We start from the raw sequence: 20,374 nt of genomic DNA on the forward strand, positions 1-20,374 counted from the left end.
TGCATGCCTGATCGCCCAAGCACTGGAGCGGATGGGGATACGCACCCGCCTCGCCTACGAGTTCCTCCCCCTGCGGGACGCCTTCTACTGCTGTTTCCTCGCCCGCGACGTGCGCCTGAACGGAGCCCAGCTGCTACACCTCCACGACGCCGTCGTCACCAATCCCCCCGCCGTCCCCGACGCCTTCATTGAGCAGGCCCTCGCGAACTACGGCCCCTCCGAAACCCTCGACGACGCCATGCGCCTGCGGGTGGCGGGTCGCGCCGGCAGCGTGCAGCCGACGCTCGCCGGGGTGCGCCACACCTTGGATGGCATGCGCGCCTGCGTGCACATCCCCCTGACCGACGAGACCCAGGTGCTGGCCGAGCGGTCCGGTTACCTGGCGTGGACGCGACCCGAGGAGGACGAGCGTCACCTCACCATATTTCCCTACGACCCGCAGGGCCCCCACGACGGCGAGCATCCCGATGCGGTGATGGTGACCGACCACCAGATACTGACTCGCTGGTTCAACTGGGAGCGGCGGGGACTACCGCGGCGTTGGCTCCCGACCAGCTCGGACGTCTACCGATGGGTAGACGCCACGCGGCTGGTCATGACGTGCTTCGACCCCACCGACCAGTACCTGCTGCTCATCGACGACCGCCTGCGCACCATCGGCATGAACTGGGGCACGGTGGCCGCCCACCCCGCGCTGCGCGCCGAACTCGAACACTTCGGCATCTGGAACCTGCCTCGCGGCAGCTTCGGTAACATCCAGTAGGCCCCGCCAGCACCCCAACGGGGCGGCCAAGAACGGGGATCGAGAACGCTACCGACGAGCAGGGTGAGGAAGGCCGCGACCGCATGAACGACGTCGTCGAGCTCGAGCACGAGTGGGAGTCCTTCGCGGGGCACGACTGGATGGTGCGTACCGCCGATCTGGAGCCCGGCCAGGCCCTGCTCGGGCTGACCGTCGACTACGGCGCCGCCGACGAGGATCCCGCCCATCTCGACACGCTGGCGCGCCTATGTGGGGCGCTGCGCGCCGAACTGCAGCGCCCGGTCGAGGTCGGCGTCGGCGACGTCGCCGTTCCGGAGGCCAGCGCCTCCTTCAGCGCCGTCACCACCACCATCTCCGTGTGGGGCCGCCGCGACGCCGTCCTACGCGCCTGGGAGCACCTCGGCGAGCTGTTCGCCCATCCGCAATTCCTCACCACCGACGCACCGCGCTCGCCCCGCCCGGGGGTGGCCTGGGACCGCGACCTGGCCAGCTACATCGGCGTCAACACCCAAACGCTCGGCAACACGCGCCTCCACGCGCCCGACGACGACGCCGCCTGGGATGCGGTTCGCGCCCTGCTCACCCGTCTGGACCCGCGCCGCGGAGAAGTCCGGCACGTGTTCTTCACCGACGACCCCTACCTGGTCGGCACCGGCTGGACCACGCAGGCCGCCTATGGCAGCGCGCCGCCGCGCCCGCCCCTGTACCACGACCGGCGCCCCGCCCTCCTGCCGTGCACCGACGACGATCGCACCATCCTCAGCGCGGTGGGGAACCCGGGGGCGAATACGCGGGTCGCCATGCGGGCCCTCGCCCGCCAGGCGCTCAAGACCCTCAATACCTTCAGCATCTACGAGGACCTCGTGCTCAACGTGGTGGAGTTGCGCGACCTCAGCTACTGCTGCATCCGCATGGAGCAGCAGGCTCCGACCCCCACCCTGCTGCGCCGCATCATCGAGCAGCTCATTGTCAATCCGCTGCCCGTTGCCGACACGGTCATCGCCGGCGCGCTTGAGGAGTTCGGTGCCGAGGAGCTGTTCACGCTCGACCGCAATCTGCACTTAAGTAGGCGCAGCGGGGAGTTGCAGCCCACCGCGGCCGGGGTGCGTCGCGCCTATGACGAACTGCGCGCCTGTGTGCACGTCCCCCTAAGTGACGGCACGCTGCCGCTTGCTGAGCAGTACGGATATCTGGTCTGGTCCATTCCCGAGGAGCCGGCCCGCCTTGAGGTGGCTCTCCCCCGCGCTCCGGAGGATGTCCACAACTTCCACCATCCCGAGGGGCTGCGCGTCGGGGAGCACACCCTCACCGCCCTGTGGCAGAATCGCCGCCGCGCCGACGACGGCACCTGGCAGCCCACCGGCCACATCTCGGTTCGCTGGGTAGACCTCACCCGCCTCGCGCTCACCGGTTACGACGCCGATCACCAGTTGCTCATGCTCGTCGACAACCGTCTGCGTCACGTGGTGCTGCCGTGGGACGAAGTCGCCGCACAGCCCGCGCTGCGGGCGGAGATCGAGCGCTTCGGCATCTGGCAGGTGCCGCGCGCCGTGCTGGGTGACTGAGCCGGCACGCCAGCGCCGGGGCGGCTGCGAGTTCAGGCGGCTGCGGAGGTCGCCAACTCCACCCCCGCTGCGGCCAGGGCGGCGCGGGCCGCTTCACCCTGCTCGGGGCTGACGGGAGCGGTGAGGTCGGTGAGGACGCGGACCCGGTAACCGCCGCGCACGCCGTCGAGCGCCGTCTCCTTCACGCAGTGGGACTCGGCCAGACCGACGACGTCGAGGGCCGTGATGCCGTGAGCGCGCAAGATCACATCCAAGCCCGTCCCGGCCTCGTCCACGCCCTCGAAGCCGGAGTAGGCGGCCGCGTACTGCCCCTTCTTCACGCTCACGTCCACGCGCAGCCCACCCAAGGCTGGGTGCAGCTCGGCCTCGGCAGTACCGGCGACCCCATGCGGCGGCCAGGTATCCACGAAGTCCGGCTGATCCGAGAAGTGCTCACCGGGATCGATGTGCCAGTCCTGGGTCGTGACGATGAGCGCGTAGTCCTTAGCGTGGGCGCCGGCGTAGGCGGCGACGCGTTCGGCGACGGCGTTGCCGCCAACCACGGCCAGGGCGCCGCCCTCGCAGAAGGTCGGCTGCACGTCAACGATGATGAGGGCACGATGGCTGCTTGCGGTCATGCCACCAACCTAACCAGGCCGGTGTCATGACACAAGGAGCGTCATTCATAGGTCCGATCAGCAGCCACGGCCTTTCCGCGCACGTCGCATGAACCTGCGGGAAAGCCTCAGTACTGCCCACAAGCTCAGCCCTCAAGGTGTGGGTCCACCTGACCGGTCCTCCGGTGGGGGCGCACCCCCACCGGTACCAGCCCCTGTTGATTCGCCCCGCATGAGCCATCGGCGAATTGTCCAGAATCGGCACGAACGCTCCTTCCGCTCGCCGGGGGTGATTCACGATCGGCGTCATTGCAACGTTTCACGCCGGACCGATCCGCGTCGGCGGAGTGTTTGTGCCGTTCTCGGACAGTTTCAGCTGCGAGGCCGGCTTCCGGCGGCGAGGAGTTGATGGATTTCTGTGCCTACTTTGCCGAGGTGGACATCCTTGCGGGTGAAACGCACGACCCGGTAGCCCTGCCGGACCAGTTCCCGATCGCGGCGGCGGTCCCGGGCGAACTGGAACTCGTCCTCGTGGTAGGTGTAGCCATCGAGCTCCAGCACCAGCCAGCCAGCGACCAGCAGATCCACCTCCCCCACCCCAGGAACGTCCACGCCGTCGGCGAACGGGATGCCGGCGTCGTGAAGCTGCAGACGGGCGAGCGTTTCCAGGGGCGAGCGCGCCCGCGGACTGGCCAAGGCGAGACGCTGCCTGGCGCGCCGCGAGCCTGGGCCGCGCAGCAGCGCCGCGACGGCATCCGTAGACACGTGCTCCTGGTTTAGAGCCGCGTCGCAGGCCATCAAGGGGGCTTCACGATCAGGGCTGCAGCGCAGGTAGCGGGCCAGCATGAGTGGTACCGGTGCGATCGGGTACTGGGTCAAGGGCGGTAGTTCAAGACCGCTCTCAACATGCAGCACCTCGCCCCTGAGTGGGTCCCGGCCGGTGCTGTGGGGGACCGCCAGGTGGGCGGGCGTCCACAGGCGCGGGTACGGGTAGCCGTAGTACTTGGCCGCATGCAGGCAGGTGATAACCCCACCATGGATGCGCGCCAGGATCAGGTCCCAGTCGGCGCCAGGCAGGCTCACCACCCCATGCGGGTGAGCGAACAGAGCGCGCGCCTCGATCAGTCTCTGGACGTGGCGGTACTCGGTGCGGTCCAGGTCCAGGTCCCGCAGGCGCACGGCGCCGTGGCAGGCTCGCACTCGCGCCAGAATGTCGTCGCCGCACTGTCTCATGGTTCTCAGACTGCCCCGGGCGAGCGCTACCACACCACCGCATCCGACGAGCCCTGTGGATTCACCCTGCACGAACCGTACCTGTGGGTATCGGAAAACTGTCCGAGAACGGCATTAACGCTCCGCACGCACGCACCCACCCAACGCAAAACGTTGGAATAACGCCGACCGTGATTCGCCGCCGGCAGGCGCGAGGGATCGTTCGTGCCGATTTCGGACAATCAGTCAACCGAATGCGATGGGGTCCCCGACCGGGTGGTCGGGGACCCCGTCTCAGGCGCTCACGCGCCCGTTAACGTTCGCTCAGGCGTTGGCCTTGGCGGCGGCGATGCGCTCGCGGAACTTGGCGAGCTCCTCGCGGATAGCAGCCGGGACCTTGTCACCGAACTGCTCGAAGTACTCCTCGGTCCCGTCCATCTCGGCAGCCCAGGCGTCGGGGTCGATGTCGTACATCTTGTTCCAGGTGGCCTCGTCGATGTCCAGGCCCTCGAGGTTGAAGTCCTCGAACCTCGGGTACAGACCGGTCACGCCCTCGATGGCGTCAACCTCGCCGGCGGCGCGGCGGACGATCCAGTCGAGCACGCGGGAGTTGTCACCGTAGCCGGGCCACAGGAACTTGCCGTTCTCGTCCTTGCGGAACCAGTTGACCTGGTAGACCTTCGGGAACTTGTCGCCCAGCTTCTCCTGCATCTCCAGCCAGTGGCCCCAGTAGTCGGCCATGTGGTAGCCGCAGAAGGGCAGCATGGCGAAGGGGTCGTGGCGCAGCGAACCGGCCTTGACATCGGTGGCGGCAGCGGTGACCTCGGAGGCCACGGAGGAGCCGATGAACACACCGTGCGCGGGGCTGTACTGCTCGGCAACCAGCGGCACGTTGGTGGCGCGGCGGCCACCGAAGAGGATGGCGTCGATCGGAACGCCCTCGGGAGCCTCCCAGTCGGGGCAGATGATCGGGCACTGCGAAGCGGGCGTGGTGAAACGCGAGTTCGGGTGCGCGGCCTTCTTACCGGCCTCGGCGTCGGCGGGGGTGTAGTCGTTGCCCTGCCAGTCGATGAGGTGGTCCGGCAGCTCGGCGTCGATGCCCTCCCACCACACGTCGCCGTCGTCGGTCAGCGCGACGTTGGTGAAGATGGTGTTGGCCTTCATGGTGTCCATGGCCACCGGGTTGGTGGTGTAGGCGGTGCCGGGGGCGACGCCGAAGAAGCCCGCCTCGGGGTTGATGGCGCGCAGGCGGCCGTCCTCGCCCTCACGCATCCAGGCGATGTCGTCACCGACGGTCTCGACCTTGTAGCCGGGGATGGTCGGCTGGAGCATGGCCAGGTTGGTCTTGCCGCAGGCGCTCGGGAAAGCGGCGGTGACGTGGTACTGCTTGCCGGACTTCTCGTCGGTCAGGCGCAGGATGAGCATGTGCTCGGCCATCCAGCCGTCGCGGCGGGCCATGGTCGAGGCGATGCGCAGCGCGTAGCACTTCTTGCCCAGCAGGGCGTTGCCGCCGTAACCGGAGCCGTAAGACCAGATCTCGTTGGTCTCCGGGAACTGAGTGATGTACTTCTCGTCGTTGCAGGGCCAGGTGGTGTCCTCCTGGCCGGGGGCCAGCGGGGCGCCCACGGAGTGGACGCAAGGCACCCAGGTGCGACCCTCGTTGATGAGGTCCATGGCCTTGGCACCCATGCGCGTCATGATGCGCATGTTGGCCACCACGTACGGCGAGTCGGTGATCTCGATGCCCAGCTGGGAGATCGGACCGCCGAGCGGACCCATGGAGAAGGGGATGACGTACATCGTGCGGCCGGCGTAGGTGCCGTCGAACTTCTCGTTGAGGATCTTCTTCATCTCGGCCGGGTCGTACCAGTTGTTGGTCGGGCCGGCGTCCTCCTCCTTCTCGGAGCAGATGAAGGTGCGGGACTCGACGCGGGCAACGTCGCTGGGCAGCGAGCGGGCCAGGAAGGAGTTGGGGCGCTTCTCCGGGTTGAGGCGAATGAACATGCCCGACTCGACCATCTGGTCGGTGAGGCGGGTCCACTCCTCATCGGAGCCGTCGCAGAAGTAGACGTCCTCCGGCTTGCCGAGCTCGGCGAGACGGACGGCGAAGGCAATGACGTCCTCGGGGGCGTTGGCCGGTGCAGCCGCCCGGACATCCTGCTCAGACACGGTCATGTGAGTCCTTCTTTCTTCGATTCTCGTGACTCAACGGGTCAAGACCTATCCTCTCTCATTTGGCGCCCCAGGTCACGTCCGAAGGTCCCCTGTCCGCACATTTGCGTGGTCCCCGGGTGGTGTTTCCTGCCACACCCGACGCCGTGTAGCGTCGAGGCGTGGCCCACGATCCGCATGCTTCCCGACGTCGTCCAACGCCCGGCCCCGCGACCCGCCCCCACGCTCCGTGGCGGGCGCCTGCCCGTTCCCGCCGGTTCGCCGCCGCGGCCGCCCTCACCCTGGCCCTGTCCGGCTGCACCGCCCATATGGATATGCGCATCGACGCGGCCGGCACCTACACCGCCGACCTGGTCATGCGCGACACCACCGGCACCGTCTTCACCGAGGACACCGACTGTCAGGACTACGCCGACCCCTCGCTCGTGGGGGCCAGCGATGGCGCCACCGTCACCGCCACACCCATCGGATCCGCCGACGACGCCGATGGCCTGGGCTGCAAGGTGCACGTGGTCGGAGTGCAGATCCCCGATGCCGACGACGCCACGGACGCCCTGGTCGTGCGCGATGGCGACCTGTATGTGGCCACCGTCCCCGGTTATGGCACCACCTCCACAGATACCTCGGATGGTGGCGGATCCGACGACGCCACCGAGCCGACTGGCGACGCCGCCGAGGAGTCTCTCAACAGCGTCGTCGACGCGCAGCTGTCAATCACCTTCCCCGGCGCCGTCGTCGACTCCGGTGGCGGCAGCGTCTCCGGCACCACCGTCACCTGGGAGGACGCCGACGTGCTGTACGACGGCGTGAGCGCCTCGGGCCGAGCAGTCGAGGGCGCGGGGGTGTCGACCTGGGACCGCTACGGGTGGTGGATCGTGGCGGGAATCGCGCTGGCGGTGCGCCGTCTCGGCAGCCCGCCAGCTCCTCAATGCGCTCCACGTAGTTGCGGGCGGCGGCGGGCAGATCCGCGAAGTTGCGCACGCCGCTGATGTCCTCGTCCCAGCCGGGCATCTCCTCATAAATCGGCTTGGCGTGGTGGAAGTCGGTCTGGGTGAGCGGCATCTCCTCGATGCGGGTGCCGTCGACGTCGTAGGCGACGCACACGGGCACGGTGTCGTGCCCGGTGAGCACGTCGAGCTTGGTCATGACCAGGTCGGTCAGGCCATTGACGCGGGCGGCGTAGCGAGTGACGACGGCGTCGTGCCAGCCGCAGCGGCGCGGGCGGCCGGTGGTGACCCCGTACTCGCCGCCCTCTTCGCGCAGTCGCTCGCCCATGGCGTCGGTGAGTTCGGTGGGGAAGGGTCCCTCGCCCACGCGGGTGGTGTAGGCCTTGACCACGCCGACGACGGCGTCGATGCGGGTGGGTCCCACGCCGGTGCCGGTGCAGGCGCCGCCGGCAGTCGGGTTGGAGGAGGTGACGAAGGGGTAGGTGCCGTGGTCAATGTCGAGCATCGTGGCCTGGCCGGCCTCGAAGAGCACAGTCTTGCCTGCGTCGAGCGCCTGGTTGAGCATGAGGGAGGTATCCACCACCATCGGCCGTACGCGCTCGGCGTAGGACAGGAGCTCGTCAGCGACGGCGTCGGGGTCGATGGCGGGGCGGTTGAAGACCTTGAGCAGCAGGCTGTTCTTCTGCGCGAGGGCGGAGTGGACCTTCTGCCGCAGGATCGACTCGTCGAACAGGTCCTGCACGCGCAGGCCGACGCGGTTCATCTTGTCCGCATAGGTGGGGCCGATACCGCGGCCGGTGGTGCCCAGCTGGCGGGCGCCGAGGAAGCGCTCGGTGGTGCGGTCCATGACCCGGTTGTAGGAGGGGATGAGGTGGGCGTTGGCGGAGATCTTGAGCGAGGAGGCGTCCTTGCCGCGGGAGGTGATCTCCTCGATCTCAGAGAAGAGCACCTCCAGGTCCACCACGACGCCGTTGCCAATGACGGGGGTCACCCCGGGCGTGAGCACGCCCGCAGGCAGGAGGTGGAACGCGAAGGTCTCGCCGTCGATGACGACGGTGTGGCCGGCGTTGTTGCCGCCGTTGAACTTGACGACGTAGTCAACGTCCTGGCCGAGTTGGTCGGTGGCCTTGCCCTTTCCTTCGTCTCCCCATTGAGTTCCGACGACGACGACAGCTGGCATTGCTGCTCCCTGGCTAAAGTGAGTGCCCCACAGGACAGGCGCGCACGGAGGGCACGCCGCGGGTCAGCCTACCGCGCGGGTCGTCATGGCCAGGAGCCGTCTCACCGCCCCTCACCGAAACCGGCACAAGTAACGTGTCGAAACCGGCACAAGTAACGCGCCGAAACCGGCACAAGTAACGCGCCGAAACCGGTCGAAGTGGCTGACCGACCGGTTCGCCGCCGTATCCACCGGTCTGGACACGCCATTAGTGCCGGTCTCGGTACGTCATTAGTGCCGGTTTCGCGGGGCGGCGGCGCGCAGGCGGTCGATGATGGGGCGCTGCACCAGGGCCATGAGATAGCCGATGAAGGCGACGCCGAGCAGCACCATGAACCAGCCGGCGGCGGCACGCGCCCCGGGCAGGACCACCACCACAATCACGGGGACGGCGAGCAGCAACAGACACACGGCAGTACGGCCAAGCGCCCCGATGGCCAGGCGGGCCGCGTTGGCCACGTGCGCGAACACGGTGTTGTCGAAGAATGCGACCAGCGGCACCAGCCAGATCAGGACGGCGATGACCAGCAGCATCCCGGCGTCGACCAGCCCGGTCAGCGCGGTGCCGCCCAACTGGGACAGCGACAGGTTCATCCAGGCCGCGAGCGCCCCGGCGGTCAGAGTCGGCAGCCACCAGGCCAGCGACTGAACCAGGTTGGTGCGGAAGGAACGCCACCAGGTGCGCACCGTGTAGGTGTCCTCATCGCGCACCATTTCCATCACCACGCGGGCGCAGGCGGTCAGCGCTGCGCCCGCGGTGATGATGGGCAGGCACCCCAGCAGGGTGAGCAGGTTGACGACGACGAGGTCGGCGGCCGCGGACCAGGCCCGGTAGAAGGCCGAGTCGGGTCTGAGGAAACTGGGCACGGCAGCGGACGCGGTCTGGGCCGTCAGCCCTTGACGGCGCCGGCGGCGACACCCTCGACGATGTACTTCTGGCCGAAGGCGTAGAAGATGACAATCGGGATGATGGCCAGGACCAGCATGGCCATCTGGGCACCCATGTCGCGGTTCCCGTTAGAGCCGACGAGCATCTGGATGACGATGGGGACCGTCTTGTAGCGCTCGTCCTGGCCGATGACCAGGTTCGGCAGGAGGAAGTCGTTCCACACCCACATGGCGTTGAGGACCGCGACCGTCACCGCGGTCGGCTTGAGCAGCGGCATCACCACTCGGAAGTAGCTCTGCAGCGGAGTGCAGCCGTCCATGTAGGCGGCCTCCTCGATGTCCATCGGCACGGACTTGATGAAGCCCGCGAACAGGAACACCGACAGCCCACCGCCGAAGCCCAGGTAAAGGATGATCATGCCCCACGGCGTCGCCAGGCCCAGCGCATCAGCGATCTTGACGGTGGGGAACATGACCAGCTGGAAGGGCGCGATCATGGAGAAGGCGAACAGGTAGTAGATCAGGGAGGTCCACCAGGTCTTGACGCGGGTGATGTAGTACGCGGTCATTGCGGTGAGCAGCACGATCACCGCCACCGAGCCGATGGTGATGAACAACGACCAGCCCAGCGCCCGGGCGAAGCCGGATAGCTGCAGACCGGTGATGTAGTTATCCAACCCGGCGAAGGTCTCGCCGGTGGGCAGGGAGAAGGGCGAGTCGGAGATGAAGAACTTGCCCTTGAAGGAGTTGATGAGAATGAACAGCAGCGGGATGATCCAGATCAGCGACAGCACCGCCAACAGTGCGGTCAACAGGTTCTGACCGGTTGTCTGCTTACGGCGGGCGGGCTTGGAGGCCTGCATCGGCTTGATGGCCGTCGGGCCCATGGGGGCGAGGGTCTCGGTGCTCACGCTTCAACCTCCTTGGCGCGGGTCGCGCGCAGCTGCAGCACGGCGATGACAGAAACGATGATGAAGAAGATGACGGCCTGCGCCTGGGCGATGCCCTGCTTGCCGACCTGCTTGTACATGAGGTCGACGATGTTGAGCGCCGCCATCTGCGTCTGCTTGAGCGGGGCCCCGTTGGTCAGCGCCAGGTTCTGGTCGTACATCTTGAAGGTGTTGGCCAGGGTGAGGAACAAGCAGATGGTGATGGAGGGCATGACCATCGGGATGGTGACATGTCGCAGCGTCATCCACTTACCGGCACCGTCGATCTGCGCCGCCTCGGTGAGCTCCGGAGGCACGTTCTGCAGGCCGGCGATGTAGATGATCATCATGTAGCCCATGAGCTGCCAGTTAATGAGCAGGATGAGGCCGGTCATGCCCAGGTGCCAGTCGTTGACGATGGTCTGGTTCCAGTGGCGCAGAATCGCATTGAGCATGACCTGCCAGGTGTAGCCCAGCACGATGCCGCCGATGAGGTTGGGCATGAAGAACACCGAGCGGAACAGGTTGGTACCGCGCAGCTTGCGGGTGAGCAGGTAGGCCAGGGCGAAGGCGCCGAGGTTGACCGTGATGATGGAGATGGCCGAGACCATGGCGGTGAAGCCGAGTGCCTTGACGAACCCGGTGTTGCCGGTCAGGGCGGTCTTGTAGTTGTCGAAGCCGACCCACGTGGCGTTGGTGAGCGTGGTGAACTTCGTCAGTGACAAGTACAGGCCCATGAAGAAGGGCACGATGAAGGCGATAAGGAAGGCAATGAGGGTGGGGCCGGTAAAGACGAGGAAGTACTTCTTGAGTGACTTGGTCATGTGTGTCTCACGGGTTTCACGGGGTCTGGTGCAGCAACGGCGGGCGTTCTCAGTGGGGACGGCGGGCGGCGCCCGGCAGTGTCGCCGGGCGCCGCCGTCGTTCGTCCCCACTCATGGCAGGAGCCGGTCAGAGCCGATCAGGCGCTCTTCTCGGCCTTCCATTCCTCGACGAAGTAGGTCTTGACGTCGTCCCACTCCTCGGAGCCGGCGGCGTACTGGGCCAGGTGCTGACCGAGCTGGTCCTTGAAGTCCTGGCTCGGGAAGGTCTGGAAGATCCAGTTGATCGGGTAGAGCTCGTCGTTGTTCATGTACTCGACGACCTCGGCACCGAGCGGGTCGGCCGGGGTGAGCTCGGCGAAGGCCGAGTAGGGGGCCATGGAGACCACGGAGTTGTCGGTGAGCAGCTTGGCGGCCTCAGCGTCGGTGAACAGCCAGTTGAGGAACTCGATGGAGGCCTGCTGGTCGGCCTCGGAGGCCTGGGAGTTGATCGAGAGGTAGTTCTCGGTGCCCAGCGCGATACCGGACTTGTCCTCGCCGTCCACGCCGATGTAAATCGGCATGAAGTGGATCTGGTCCTCCTTGACGACGTTGCCGTCAACCTCGGAGATCTGCGACCAGGCCCAGTTTCCGTTCTGCACGAAGGCGGCCCGGCCGAGGGCGAACTCGGCCATGGAGTCGGAGACCGTCTTGGAGGAAGCCGCCGACGGCTCGATCGTGGAGTTGTTGAGGTACAGGTCGAAGATGTCCTTGTAGTTGTCCGAGTAGGTCAGCTCGATGTCGGGGGTGTCGGTGACGCCCTTGTCCTTGAACTCGTAGTACAGGGGGTAGTTGGCCAGGTGGGTCTGCCAGCGCCAGTCTTCACCGGGGGTCAGTGACGTGGAGGCGAAGACGCCGTCGATGCCCAGGTCGTCCTTCTTGGACTGCATGTCCTCGACGACCTCCTTGAGCTTGTCGAAGCTCTTGATCTCGTCGATGGAGGTGGCCTTGGCACCGTCCATAGCGAAGTACTTGTCGAGGATCTCGCCGTTGTAGATGAGGCCGTAGCCCTCGGTGGCGAGCGGGGAGCCGTACACGGTGCCGGAGTCGTCGGTCAGCGCCATGGACGGGTCGGTGAGGTCCTTGACGAAGTCCGTGTCAGACAAGTCGAGGGCGTAATCCTGCCAGGTGGCCAGGCCGACGGGGCCGTTGATGTTGAAGATGGTGGGCGGGTCGGACTTGGCGACCTCGGTCTGCAGGGTCTGCTCGTAGGTGCCGGAGGCGGCGGTGACGACCTTGACGGCGACGCCAGTCTTGTCCGTGTAGGTGGAGGCGATGGTCTTGAAAGCTTCCTCGGCCTCGGGCTTGAAGTTGAGGAAGTAGACGGAGCCAGCACCGGAGTCGTCGGAGCCGGAGCCAGAGTTGGAGCCAGACCCGTTGGAGCAGGCAGCCAGGGTCGCGGCGAGCGCGACCGCCGCAGATCCACCGAGCATGGAGCGACGGGTGATGGGTCGCATGAATGTCCTCCCTTGGACGTGTGATAGTCGGACCGGAGGCCCGGACAGAGAGCGGCTGCCAATCGTGAGCCATGAACCGCGGAGCGGCCCAGGGCCGATGGCGGCCATGACAGCCTCATTACACACGACACCCCGCCCTCCTGCAAGCACTTGCAAGCACAATTTGGGATATTCGGAGAGCAGTACACGGTTTTACGCAGTTTCACCCCGGAACTCTGTAACCGTTTTGCAAGGACGGCACCGTCGCTTCGGCATTTCCGCTCGTCGCTGTGGAGGATTGCCCGACGACGCTGCCGGTCAGGCCGCTGCGGCGCGCGGCCGTCGCAGCACCCGCACGTGTATCCCTGGCAGGGCGGCGAAGGAGTAGACCGCAACCGCAACCACCCCGACCGTCATGGACGGACCGAAGGCAACGAGGACGCCCGGCCAGCGCGTCCACGCCCACACCACGATCCCCAGCAGCACCACCAGGCTCACCGTGCAGCGCGGCCGCCCCAGCACCGTGGCGGCGCTGAGCCGCAGCAGCGTCCCGAGCGGGGCCTCCACGTGCGCGCGCACCGCCCAGGACACGAGCGCCCAGACCACGTAGCCGACGTTGATGGCCAGCAGCAGTCCGGATACGCCCACCCCGACGACGCCGCCCAGGAGGTTCCAGTTGGCCAGGTAGTAGTCCCACGCGAGGAACACCCCTACGGCCGCCTGCGCCCAGCCGAAGCGGTTGGCCGACGCCAGCTCCTGCTTCCAGGCCGCGTGGAAGGTGACCCAGGTGCGACGAGCGGTCCAGGAGTCATCGTCGTCGAGCAGCCAGGTTCGGTAGGTGGCGAAGGCGGCACCCACTGCGGGGAAGAGGCCCACCACCACCGCGCCCATGAGGGTGTGGACGACCATGGCGCAGTTGATGACGAACACGAGCAGGATTACCCGGCACACCCGCTCATATCCGACGGCGAAGGAACGCATCAGCCCTTCACCGCCCCGATCATGACGCCCTTGTTGAAGTACTTCTGCAAGAACGGGTAGATGATGAGCAGCGGCACCGTGGAGACGATGATGACGCCGAACTTGATCTGGTCCGCGAAGTTCTGCGACTGCAGGGCGCTCATGCCCGCCGAGCCGGCCTGGGTCTGATTGGCCAGCAGAATCATCTGCAGCACGTTCTGCAAGGGCTGCAGCTCCTGGTTGTGGATGTAGACCAGGCCGGTGAAGTAGTCGTTCCAGTGGCCCACGAAGTAGTACAGACCGATGACCGCGATAATCGCACCCGACAGCGGGATGACGATGCGGAAGAAGAACCCGAAGTAGGACAATCCGTCCACCTGCGAGGCGTCGCGCAGCTCCTCCGGGATGGAGTTCTCGAAGAAGGAGCGGGCGATGATCATGTTGAAGACGCTGAAGGCGCCCGGCAGGATGAACACCCACATGGAGTTGAGCAGCCCCAGCTGCCGCATGAGCAGATAGTTGGGGATGAGCCCACCGGAGAAGAACATGGTGAAGGCGAAGAAGAACATGATGATTCTTCGCGGCCGGAACTCGCGGCGGGACATGGCGAAGGCCGCGGGCAGCGTCACCACCAGGTTCACCGCCGTCCCCACAAAGGAGTACACCAGGGTGTTGCGGTAGCCGGTCCAGATCCGGGAGTCGGCGAGAATCTGGGCGTATCCGGTCAAGGTGATCCCACGGGGCAGCAGCGTCACCTGACCGGTCGACACCAGGGTGGGGTCGGAGAAGGAAGCGATGACGATGAACCACACCGGGTAAATGACCGCCAGAACAATCACGATGACGATGAGCGCGAGGACGACGTCGATGAGCCGGTCCACCGGCTTCTTCGCCTTCCCGCGTCGCGGCCGCCGCGCACGCCCGGGCTGGGTGATTTTCGGCGCCGGCTGGTTCACCGTACCGGCTGAGTTGGCTGAGTTGGCCGTGCTGGTCATATGAGACATGGTTCAACCGTCCTAGAACAGGCTCGTGTTGCTCGTGCGCCGGGCCACCCCATTGGCGACGACGAGGAAGATGAAGTTGACGACGCTGTTGAACAGGCCGATAGCAGTGGAGTAGGAGAACTGACTGCCGAGAATGCCGATTCGGTAGGTGTAGGTGGCGATGACCTCCGAGGAGGTGATGTTGAGGGCGTTCTGCATGAGCCACACCTTCTCGAAGCCGACTCCGAGCACCGAGCCCATGTTGAGGATGAGCAGGATGCCCGCCGTCGGCATAATCGCCGGCAGGTCCACGTAGCGGATGAGCTGCAGCCGTCCGGCGCCGTCGAGCTTGGCCGCCTCATACAGGGACAGGTCAACCGAGGACAGCGCCGCCAGGTAGATGATGCAGTTCCAGCCGGCGTGCTGCCACACCTCGGTCACCCAGTACACGCCGGTGAAGGCGGAGGCCTCCCCCATGAGGTTGGTGCCGCCCAGCAGCCTGCCCACCATGCCCGTGCCCGGGGCCAGGAAGATGTTGATCATGGAGACCATGACCACCGTGGAGATGAAGTGGGGCATGTAGGTGATGGTCTGCACCAGGCTCTTGGCGCGCTTGGAACCGATCTGGTTGATGAGCAGCGCCAGGATGATGGGGGCGATGAAGCCCATGACGAGGGTCCACAGGCTGATGCGCAGCGTGTTGCCGATGATCCGGGTGAACATGGGGTCGCGGAAGAACTGGCGGAAGTACTCCAAGCCGACGAACTCCCCACCGGTGAGTCCCTTGGTGATGTCGTACTCCCGGAAGGCCAGTTGAACGCCGTACATGGGCACGTAGCAGAACAGCGCCACGAACAGGATGGCCGGAAGCACCATGACCCACAGCTGCCAGTAGCGGGACAGGTGGGTGCGCACCCGCGTCGGCAGGCTCGCCTGCGGCCGGGTCGGTGCCGCGGCTCGGGACGAGGGCCGCGACGCCCGGCCGGAGCGCACTCCCCCGCCCCGACCCCGGGTGGGGCCCGCGCTCGCCGCGGCCGCCGTGGCGGTCGCGGACGTGTCGACGTCGATGACTTCAGTCATCACGCATCTCCTCCTCAGCAATCCGGTAGGTGAGAGCCGACCAGGGCTCCAGGCGCCCCGCTCGCAGCGCGGCGACGACGTCGTCGGCGGCGTCATTGGCGATGAGGACACGGGCCGGATCGGGCTGTCCGATCAGTGCCGCGCTGGCGGGCGGCAGTGCCGCCGCCTCCCCGGAGAGGTTGACGACGACAAGCAGTGCCTCCTTCCCCAAGCTGCGGGTGAAGGCGTAGACCTCGGCGTCGGGGTCGACTACCTGCCAGTCCCCGATCGCCACCACCGGCTGGGTGTGCCGCAACTCAATGAGTCGCTTGTAGAAGGAGAAGACCGAGTCCGGGTCGGAGCGCTGCGCCTGGGCGTTGAGCTCGGTGTAGTTGTCATTGACGTCGATCCAGGGGCCGGCACCCTGGGCGGAGGTGAACCCGGCGAAGGCCGAGTCGTCCCACTGCATGGGGGTGCGGGCGTTGTCGCGGCTCATAGCAGCCAGGCCGCGCATCATCTCCTCGTGGCTGAGCACTCCGGTGTCGCGAACCAACTGCCCGTAGAGGTTGACCGATTCCACGTCCCGGTACTGCACCAGGCTGGTGTAGCCGGCGTTGGTCATGCCCAGTTCTTCCCCCTGGTAAATGAAGGGAGTGCCTCGGTGCAGGTGCAGCAGCAGCGCCAGCGCCTTGGCGGAGCGGTCGCGCAACGCAGGGGTGGAGTCATCTCCCCAGCGGGAGACCACGCGCGGCTGGTCGTGGTTGCAGAAGTACAGGGCGGGCCAGCCGTGGCGGGCAGTGTCGCGCTCGTAGCGCTCGAAGACACCGCGCAGATCGGAGACCTTCCAGGGGGCGGGGCTGAACTTGCCGCCGGGGCCGCCCTGGTCAATGCCGGTGTGGTCGAACAGGAACAGCATGTCCAGCTCGCCACGAGCCGGGTCGGTGATCTCACCGGCGCGGGCCGAGCCGACGCCGATGGCCTCCCCGATGGTGAGGAAGCCCTCCCTGCCGGCGAACACCTCACGGCGCATCTGCGCCAGGTACTCGTCCAGTCGCGGCCCGTCGGCGCAGAAGGGGACGCTGGCGGAGAACCCGTCCGGTCCCGCTTCCAGGGTGGCGATGGCCGAACCGGGGGTGCCGGGCAGGCGCCCGGCGGGGTCGAGCTGCTTGGAGATGAGCGTAATGACGTCCATGCGGAAGCCATCCACGCCGCGATCCATCCACCAGTTCATCATCTCGAAGATGGCCGCGCGCACCCGTGGGTTCTCCCAGTTCAAATCGGGCTGCTTGGGGGAGAACAGGTGGAGGTAGTACTCCCCGCGCTGTTCGTCGTAGCTCCAGGCGGACCCGCCGAACATGGATCCCCAGTCGTTCGGTTCGGCGCCGGGACTGCCCGGCACCGTCCCCTCCCGGGCCGGCTCCCACCAGTAGAAGTCCGCGTAGTCGGCGTCACCGGCACGCGAGGCCTGGAACCAGGCGTGCTCGTCGGAGGTGTGGTTGGCCACCAGGTCCATGACGATCTTGATGCCCCGGGCGTGTGCGGCGGCGATGAGGGCATCCATGTCGGCCAGCGTGCCGAACATGGGGTCGATGGCCCGGTAGTCGGCGATGTCGTAGCCGTTGTCCTCCTGCGGGGAGACGAACACCGGACTGAGCCACAGCACGTCCACACCGAGTTCGGCCAGGTGCGGCAGCCTGGAGATGACCCCCGCCAGATCGCCGTAGCCGTCGGCGTTGGAGTCCTGGAAGGAACGCGGATACACCTGGTAGACGACGGCGTTGGCCCACCAGGGGTGGGGGCTGGCCCCGTTGGAGTGCTCCGCCGGGAGCGCGGCGCGATCGGTTGTGGTCATGAGGGGTGTTTGTCTTTCTGTGTTCTGGTTCGGTGGCACCGGCGGTGTGACCCGCCGCCGCGGTGGCGGCGGGTCACGTGAGCCGGTGGTAGTCGGTGGCGGCAGACGCCGCTCGCGTCAGGCGGACTGCGGGAGGGTGAGGGCGACGTAGGGGGCGACGATCTGCTCCTGACTTAGGTCCATGACCTCGGCCTGCGCGGCGTCCCCGGTGATGAGGTCAATCGCGTTGGAGTCCGTCAGGTCGGTGTCATAGGGGGACTGCCCGGTGAGTTCTCCCTTGCCGCCGCCGAAGCGGTACTGGGCGACCCAGTCCTCGCAGGTTTGTCCGGCGAAGCATTCGGGCGAGTAGACGGGCCGGACGTTGCCGACCGCCTCCCCGTCCTCGGCGGAGGAGTACATGGAGACCTGGTAGCCCGCTCGGGCCAGGTCCAGGTCGCCCAGGAGCCCCGCGTCGACGCTGAGGACGATGCGGTTGCCGACCACCGTCAGGGTGACGTCACCGACCCGGTTGCCGTCGGCGTCGTAAACGCCGGGGCCGTAGGCTGCGCCCTCATTGCGCCCGTCCCCGACGATCGCGTAGTCCCAGGCACCAGAGGTGAAGGTGTTGGTTCCCGGCAGCAGCTGCGTGACCTGTGCGTCGGTGGCAGCACCGTCACGCAGGTAGAGGTTGAGCCGCTGTGTGCTCATGCCGTTGGCGCTCCAGGGGTTGGTGATGTCGCTGGCGAGCGTCGTCACGAAGCGCACGGTGTCGGCGTCGCGGTAGACGTCCATGGCGGTGAGGTCGAAGCTCCCGGGCGCGAAGGCGGAGTCGGTGGGGTAGGTGTAGCTGCCGGGCCCGTTGTCATCCCCCTGCGGGTCGACGAGGCCGCCGACGGTGTCGCCGAAGGCCTGCACCACGTAGCGCTCGACCGTCGCCACCCCGGCCTCGGAGTAGGCGGCCACGCGCACCCAGTTGCTGACCTCGGTCAGGCTGAGGGAGGCGCTGAAGGCCCCCCGGGAGATGGGCACCTCCTGCTCCTCGCCGTTGACGGTGACGACGACGCGCGCCGCGTCGGTTGTGCCCGTCAGCTCCACCTGCCGCGAGGTGAGGGTCGCGCCGTCGGTCAGGCCGGACACGGTCAGTGCCGGGGCCGGCCCCTCGGGCTGCCCATCGGCCTCGGCGTTCCACCCGTCCCAGGTCTCGGCGTCGAAGTTGAGGCGGCCGGCCTCATAGCTGGCCCAGTTGTCACCGGCCTTGAGGATGGCCTCGCCGCCCACGGTGTAGTTGTGCAGGTACAGGCCATTGCCCTCGTCGACCTCATTGCCGAGGACCACCTGCTCACCGTCGGTGTTGGTGAAGAGCTTGAGCACGCTCTGCTGCAGGTAGGGGTCCTGCCCGCCCCAGGAGTCGATGTGGAAGCCGTCGATCTCGATGTTCTCGGTGTTGGATTGGGCGTAGATGCGCATGGCGCAGTTGACGCTGCCCTCGACCGTGGTGTTGGTGAACCGCAGGTTGCGCACGGTGGTGGCCGGATCGGCCGTCATCGTGGAGTTCATGTTCGTCCAGTGGGAGGAGGAGTTGAACACGCAGGTGTTGTAGCCAACCCCGCCGGAGTACATGCGGTTGTGGATGATGGCAGTGGAGTCCACCTCCACGCCGTCAATGTTCCGGGGAGTCCACCCCCACTGGATGACCGGGCCGTTCTCGTTCTTCCACACCACGGTGTCGCTGACCGTCACCCCGGAGTGGTAGAGCTTGAGGACGTCGTCGTTGGCGTGGAAGAAGGTGTGGCGCATGGTGGAGCCGGAGTACAGCTCGATGCCGTCGGTCTGCCAGTACCAGCTGCCCACCTGCTGGTAGTTGAACACGTCCATATGGAAGGTGTCCTCGTTGCCGTAGACCACGAAGGAGTGATACGGCGGCTCCTTGATGGTGACGCCCTGCAGCTGCAGGTGCTGCTCGGCGTCGGAGGAGCCGAACTGCAGCATCTTGACGCAGGTGGCGTGGCAGTTGTCGGCGTCGGGGTCCTTGCGCTGGTAGTTGTTGGCGGTGTCGGACTCGTACGGGTACTGCTCGCCGGAGAGGACCCCGTAGCCGGTGACCCGGTAGTCGGTCTGGCCGCCGTCGGCGTCGGCGGGGTCGGCGAAGCGGAAGGCGCCCTTGACGAAGGCACCGGGCGCCAAGTACACCCACTTGACGTTCTCCGGCAGCAGGGCCCGGTAGTTCGAGCCCATCCAGTAGGTGCCGGGGCGGAAGTAGAGGATCTGCGCCGTGGTGGAGTCCAGATTCGGAATCTGACCCGGCTCGATGTACTCGATGACGCCGTCGGCCGCAGTGGGAACCGTGTCCGCGGGGGCGGGCGGCTGGGCGAAGATGAGCAGGGAGTTGCGCGGCTCGGTTTCGATCTGCGCGTTCCCCTCCGCCTGCGTGGTCAGCCCGGAGGAGGCGTTGGCGTAGACGGTCATGAGTTCGGGGGCGAACTCCACCGAGAAGCGCAGGCCCTGCTCGGAGGCGGGCACCTCAATGCGGATGGTGTGGTCGTCCACCAGGGTCTTGTTGAGGTTGAGCGAGGCCGGACGGATGGTCACCTCGTCGGCGGAGGCAATGGTCGCGCCGGTGTCCAGCGAGATCTCGACGACGGCGTCGGCTGACTGCTCGAAGGTGGACCAGGACATGGTGGCCCCGGCGTCGGCGGCGAAGTCGGCGCCGTCCTCCGAGGTATAGCCGCGCTTGCCCTCACCATTGCGGGGGATGGACAGGTAGGTGAAGGACTCGCGCAGCTGCTCGGGCGAGTCGGCGGGGGCAACGCGCACCGTGTAGAAGGGCGACTGGCGCACCTCGTCGTCGGCAATAGCGGATTCGGCGTTCTTGACGGCGCCGTCCTGTCCCCAGGTGCGCACGGCGCCGGTGTCGGCGTCGATGGGTTGGGCGGTGGGGGCGGTTGTGGGAATTG

Annotated in this window: 16 protein-coding genes and 1 pseudogene; 4 read left to right on the forward strand and 13 right to left on the reverse strand. The window is 66.8% G+C overall.

Annotated elements, in window-relative coordinates:
* Together RWX45_RS03050 and RWX45_RS03055 are read left to right on the forward strand one after the other, a co-directional pair.
* Positions 1 to 763, forward strand: a 763-nt coding sequence (locus RWX45_RS03050) for a hypothetical protein (protein WP_316022312.1), incomplete at its 5' end; no start/stop codon positions are given.
* An 83-nt stretch (positions 764 to 846) separates the two neighbouring features.
* Complete coding sequence (locus RWX45_RS03055; RefSeq protein WP_316022313.1) at positions 847 to 2,328, forward strand: hypothetical protein; 1,482 nt, start codon at positions 847 to 849, stop codon at positions 2,326 to 2,328.
* 32 nt (positions 2,329 to 2,360) lie between these two features.
* On the opposite strand, the gene RWX45_RS03060 is transcribed toward RWX45_RS03055, so the two are convergent.
* The 3 genes from RWX45_RS03060 to RWX45_RS03070 all read right to left on the reverse strand — a co-directional run bounded on the left by RWX45_RS03060 (position 2,361) and on the right by RWX45_RS03070 (position 6,311).
* Positions 2,361 to 2,945 carry an isochorismatase family protein gene (locus RWX45_RS03060; protein ID WP_316022314.1) on the reverse strand — a complete coding sequence of 195 codons (585 nt, stop codon included), beginning with the start codon at positions 2,943 to 2,945 and terminating at the stop codon, positions 2,361 to 2,363.
* A 351-nt stretch (positions 2,946 to 3,296) separates the two neighbouring features.
* On the reverse strand, positions 3,297 to 4,157 hold the full coding sequence (locus RWX45_RS03065) for an endonuclease domain-containing protein (RefSeq protein ID WP_316022315.1): 861 nt from the start codon (positions 4,155 to 4,157) through the stop codon (positions 3,297 to 3,299).
* A gap of 303 nt (positions 4,158 to 4,460) precedes the next feature.
* Positions 4,461 to 6,311 carry a phosphoenolpyruvate carboxykinase (GTP) gene (locus tag RWX45_RS03070; protein WP_316022316.1) on the reverse strand — a complete coding sequence of 617 codons (1,851 nt, stop codon included), beginning with the start codon at positions 6,309 to 6,311 and terminating at the stop codon, positions 4,461 to 4,463.
* Positions 6,312 to 6,664: 353 nt separating this feature from the next.
* Between RWX45_RS03070 and RWX45_RS13455 the strand changes: the two are divergent.
* Positions 6,665 to 7,033 (forward strand): annotated as a pseudogene (locus RWX45_RS13455) (translation initiation factor 2); the annotation flags it as partial.
* Between the two features lie 46 nt (positions 7,034 to 7,079).
* Here the strand turns inward: RWX45_RS13455 and RWX45_RS03075 are convergent.
* The 7 genes from RWX45_RS03075 to RWX45_RS03105 all read right to left on the reverse strand — a co-directional run bounded on the left by RWX45_RS03075 (position 7,080) and on the right by RWX45_RS03105 (position 14,428).
* Positions 7,080 to 8,435 (reverse strand): adenylosuccinate synthase, encoded by a 1,356-nt coding sequence (locus tag RWX45_RS03075; protein WP_316022317.1) that lies wholly within the window; start codon positions 8,433 to 8,435, stop codon positions 7,080 to 7,082.
* A gap of 270 nt (positions 8,436 to 8,705) precedes the next feature.
* Entirely contained in the window at positions 8,706 to 9,341 is a 636-nt protein-coding gene (locus RWX45_RS03080) for a DUF624 domain-containing protein (RefSeq protein WP_316022318.1), read from the reverse strand.
* A gap of 23 nt (positions 9,342 to 9,364) precedes the next feature.
* Positions 9,365 to 10,225, reverse strand: coding sequence for a carbohydrate ABC transporter permease (locus tag RWX45_RS03085; protein WP_316022327.1), 861 nt, complete (start codon positions 10,223 to 10,225; stop codon positions 9,365 to 9,367).
* 44 nt (positions 10,226 to 10,269) lie between these two features.
* Complete coding sequence (locus RWX45_RS03090) at positions 10,270 to 11,115, reverse strand: sugar ABC transporter permease (protein WP_316022319.1); 846 nt, start codon at positions 11,113 to 11,115, stop codon at positions 10,270 to 10,272.
* Between the two features lie 137 nt (positions 11,116 to 11,252).
* Entirely contained in the window at positions 11,253 to 12,608 is a 1,356-nt protein-coding gene (locus RWX45_RS03095; RefSeq protein ID WP_316022320.1) for an ABC transporter substrate-binding protein, read from the reverse strand.
* A gap of 297 nt (positions 12,609 to 12,905) precedes the next feature.
* Positions 12,906 to 13,568, reverse strand: a complete 663-nt coding sequence (locus tag RWX45_RS03100) for a YesL family protein (protein ID WP_316022321.1) — start codon at positions 13,566 to 13,568, stop codon at positions 12,906 to 12,908.
* On the reverse strand, positions 13,568 to 14,428 hold the full coding sequence (locus tag RWX45_RS03105; protein ID WP_316022322.1) for a carbohydrate ABC transporter permease: 861 nt from the start codon (positions 14,426 to 14,428) through the stop codon (positions 13,568 to 13,570). The genes RWX45_RS03100 and RWX45_RS03105 overlap by 1 nt, the downstream gene beginning before the upstream one ends.
* On the opposite strand from RWX45_RS03105, the gene RWX45_RS03110 reads away from it, so the two are divergent.
* Complete coding sequence (locus RWX45_RS03110; protein ID WP_316022323.1) at positions 14,415 to 14,546, forward strand: hypothetical protein; 132 nt, start codon at positions 14,415 to 14,417, stop codon at positions 14,544 to 14,546. The two genes, RWX45_RS03105 and RWX45_RS03110, sit on opposite strands and share 14 nt — an antisense overlap.
* 17 nt (positions 14,547 to 14,563) lie before the next feature.
* On the opposite strand, the gene RWX45_RS03115 is transcribed toward RWX45_RS03110, so the two are convergent.
* From RWX45_RS03115 to RWX45_RS03125, 3 genes are all read right to left on the reverse strand, one after another.
* Positions 14,564 to 15,610 (reverse strand): ABC transporter permease, encoded by a 1,047-nt coding sequence (locus tag RWX45_RS03115; RefSeq protein WP_316022324.1) that lies wholly within the window; start codon positions 15,608 to 15,610, stop codon positions 14,564 to 14,566.
* Entirely contained in the window at positions 15,603 to 17,441 is a 1,839-nt protein-coding gene (locus RWX45_RS03120) for an alpha-glucosidase (RefSeq protein WP_316022325.1), read from the reverse strand. The genes RWX45_RS03115 and RWX45_RS03120 overlap by 8 nt, the downstream gene beginning before the upstream one ends.
* A 117-nt stretch (positions 17,442 to 17,558) precedes the next feature.
* On the reverse strand, positions 17,559 to 20,374 hold a 2,816-nt coding region (locus tag RWX45_RS03125; RefSeq protein WP_316022326.1), incomplete at its 5' end, for a glucodextranase DOMON-like domain-containing protein.

The sequence above is a fragment of the Actinomyces sp. MRS3W genome (genome assembly GCF_032465695.1).
Lineage (GTDB): Bacteria > Actinomycetota > Actinomycetes > Actinomycetales > Actinomycetaceae > Actinomyces.

What these genes read in the sequence shown, in the direction of transcription:
- RWX45_RS03055 (WP_316022313.1), top strand. Translation starts at nt 847, where the DNA reads ATGAACGACGTCGTCGAGCTCGAGCACGAGTGGGAGTCCTTCGCGGGG.
- RWX45_RS03060 (WP_316022314.1), bottom strand. Translation starts at nt 2,945, where the DNA reads ATGACCGCAAGCAGCCATCGTGCCCTCATCATCGTTGACGTGCAGCCG.
- RWX45_RS03065 (WP_316022315.1), bottom strand. Translation starts at nt 4,157, where the DNA reads ATGAGACAGTGCGGCGACGACATTCTGGCGCGAGTGCGAGCCTGCCAC.
- RWX45_RS03070 (WP_316022316.1), bottom strand. Translation starts at nt 6,311, where the DNA reads ATGACCGTGTCTGAGCAGGATGTCCGGGCGGCTGCACCGGCCAACGCC.
- RWX45_RS03075 (WP_316022317.1), bottom strand. Translation starts at nt 8,435, where the DNA reads ATGCCAGCTGTCGTCGTCGTCGGAACTCAATGGGGAGACGAAGGAAAG.
- RWX45_RS03085 (WP_316022327.1), bottom strand. Translation starts at nt 10,225, where the DNA reads ATGCAGGCCTCCAAGCCCGCCCGCCGTAAGCAGACAACCGGTCAGAAC.
- RWX45_RS03090 (WP_316022319.1), bottom strand. Translation starts at nt 11,115, where the DNA reads ATGACCAAGTCACTCAAGAAGTACTTCCTCGTCTTTACCGGCCCCACC.
- RWX45_RS03095 (WP_316022320.1), bottom strand. Translation starts at nt 12,608, where the DNA reads ATGCGACCCATCACCCGTCGCTCCATGCTCGGTGGATCTGCGGCGGTC.
- RWX45_RS03100 (WP_316022321.1), bottom strand. Translation starts at nt 13,568, where the DNA reads ATGCGTTCCTTCGCCGTCGGATATGAGCGGGTGTGCCGGGTAATCCTG.
- RWX45_RS03110 (WP_316022323.1), top strand. Translation starts at nt 14,415, where the DNA reads ATGAGCCGGTCCACCGGCTTCTTCGCCTTCCCGCGTCGCGGCCGCCGC.
- RWX45_RS03115 (WP_316022324.1), bottom strand. Translation starts at nt 15,610, where the DNA reads ATGACTGAAGTCATCGACGTCGACACGTCCGCGACCGCCACGGCGGCC.
- RWX45_RS03120 (WP_316022325.1), bottom strand. Translation starts at nt 17,441, where the DNA reads ATGACCACAACCGATCGCGCCGCGCTCCCGGCGGAGCACTCCAACGGG.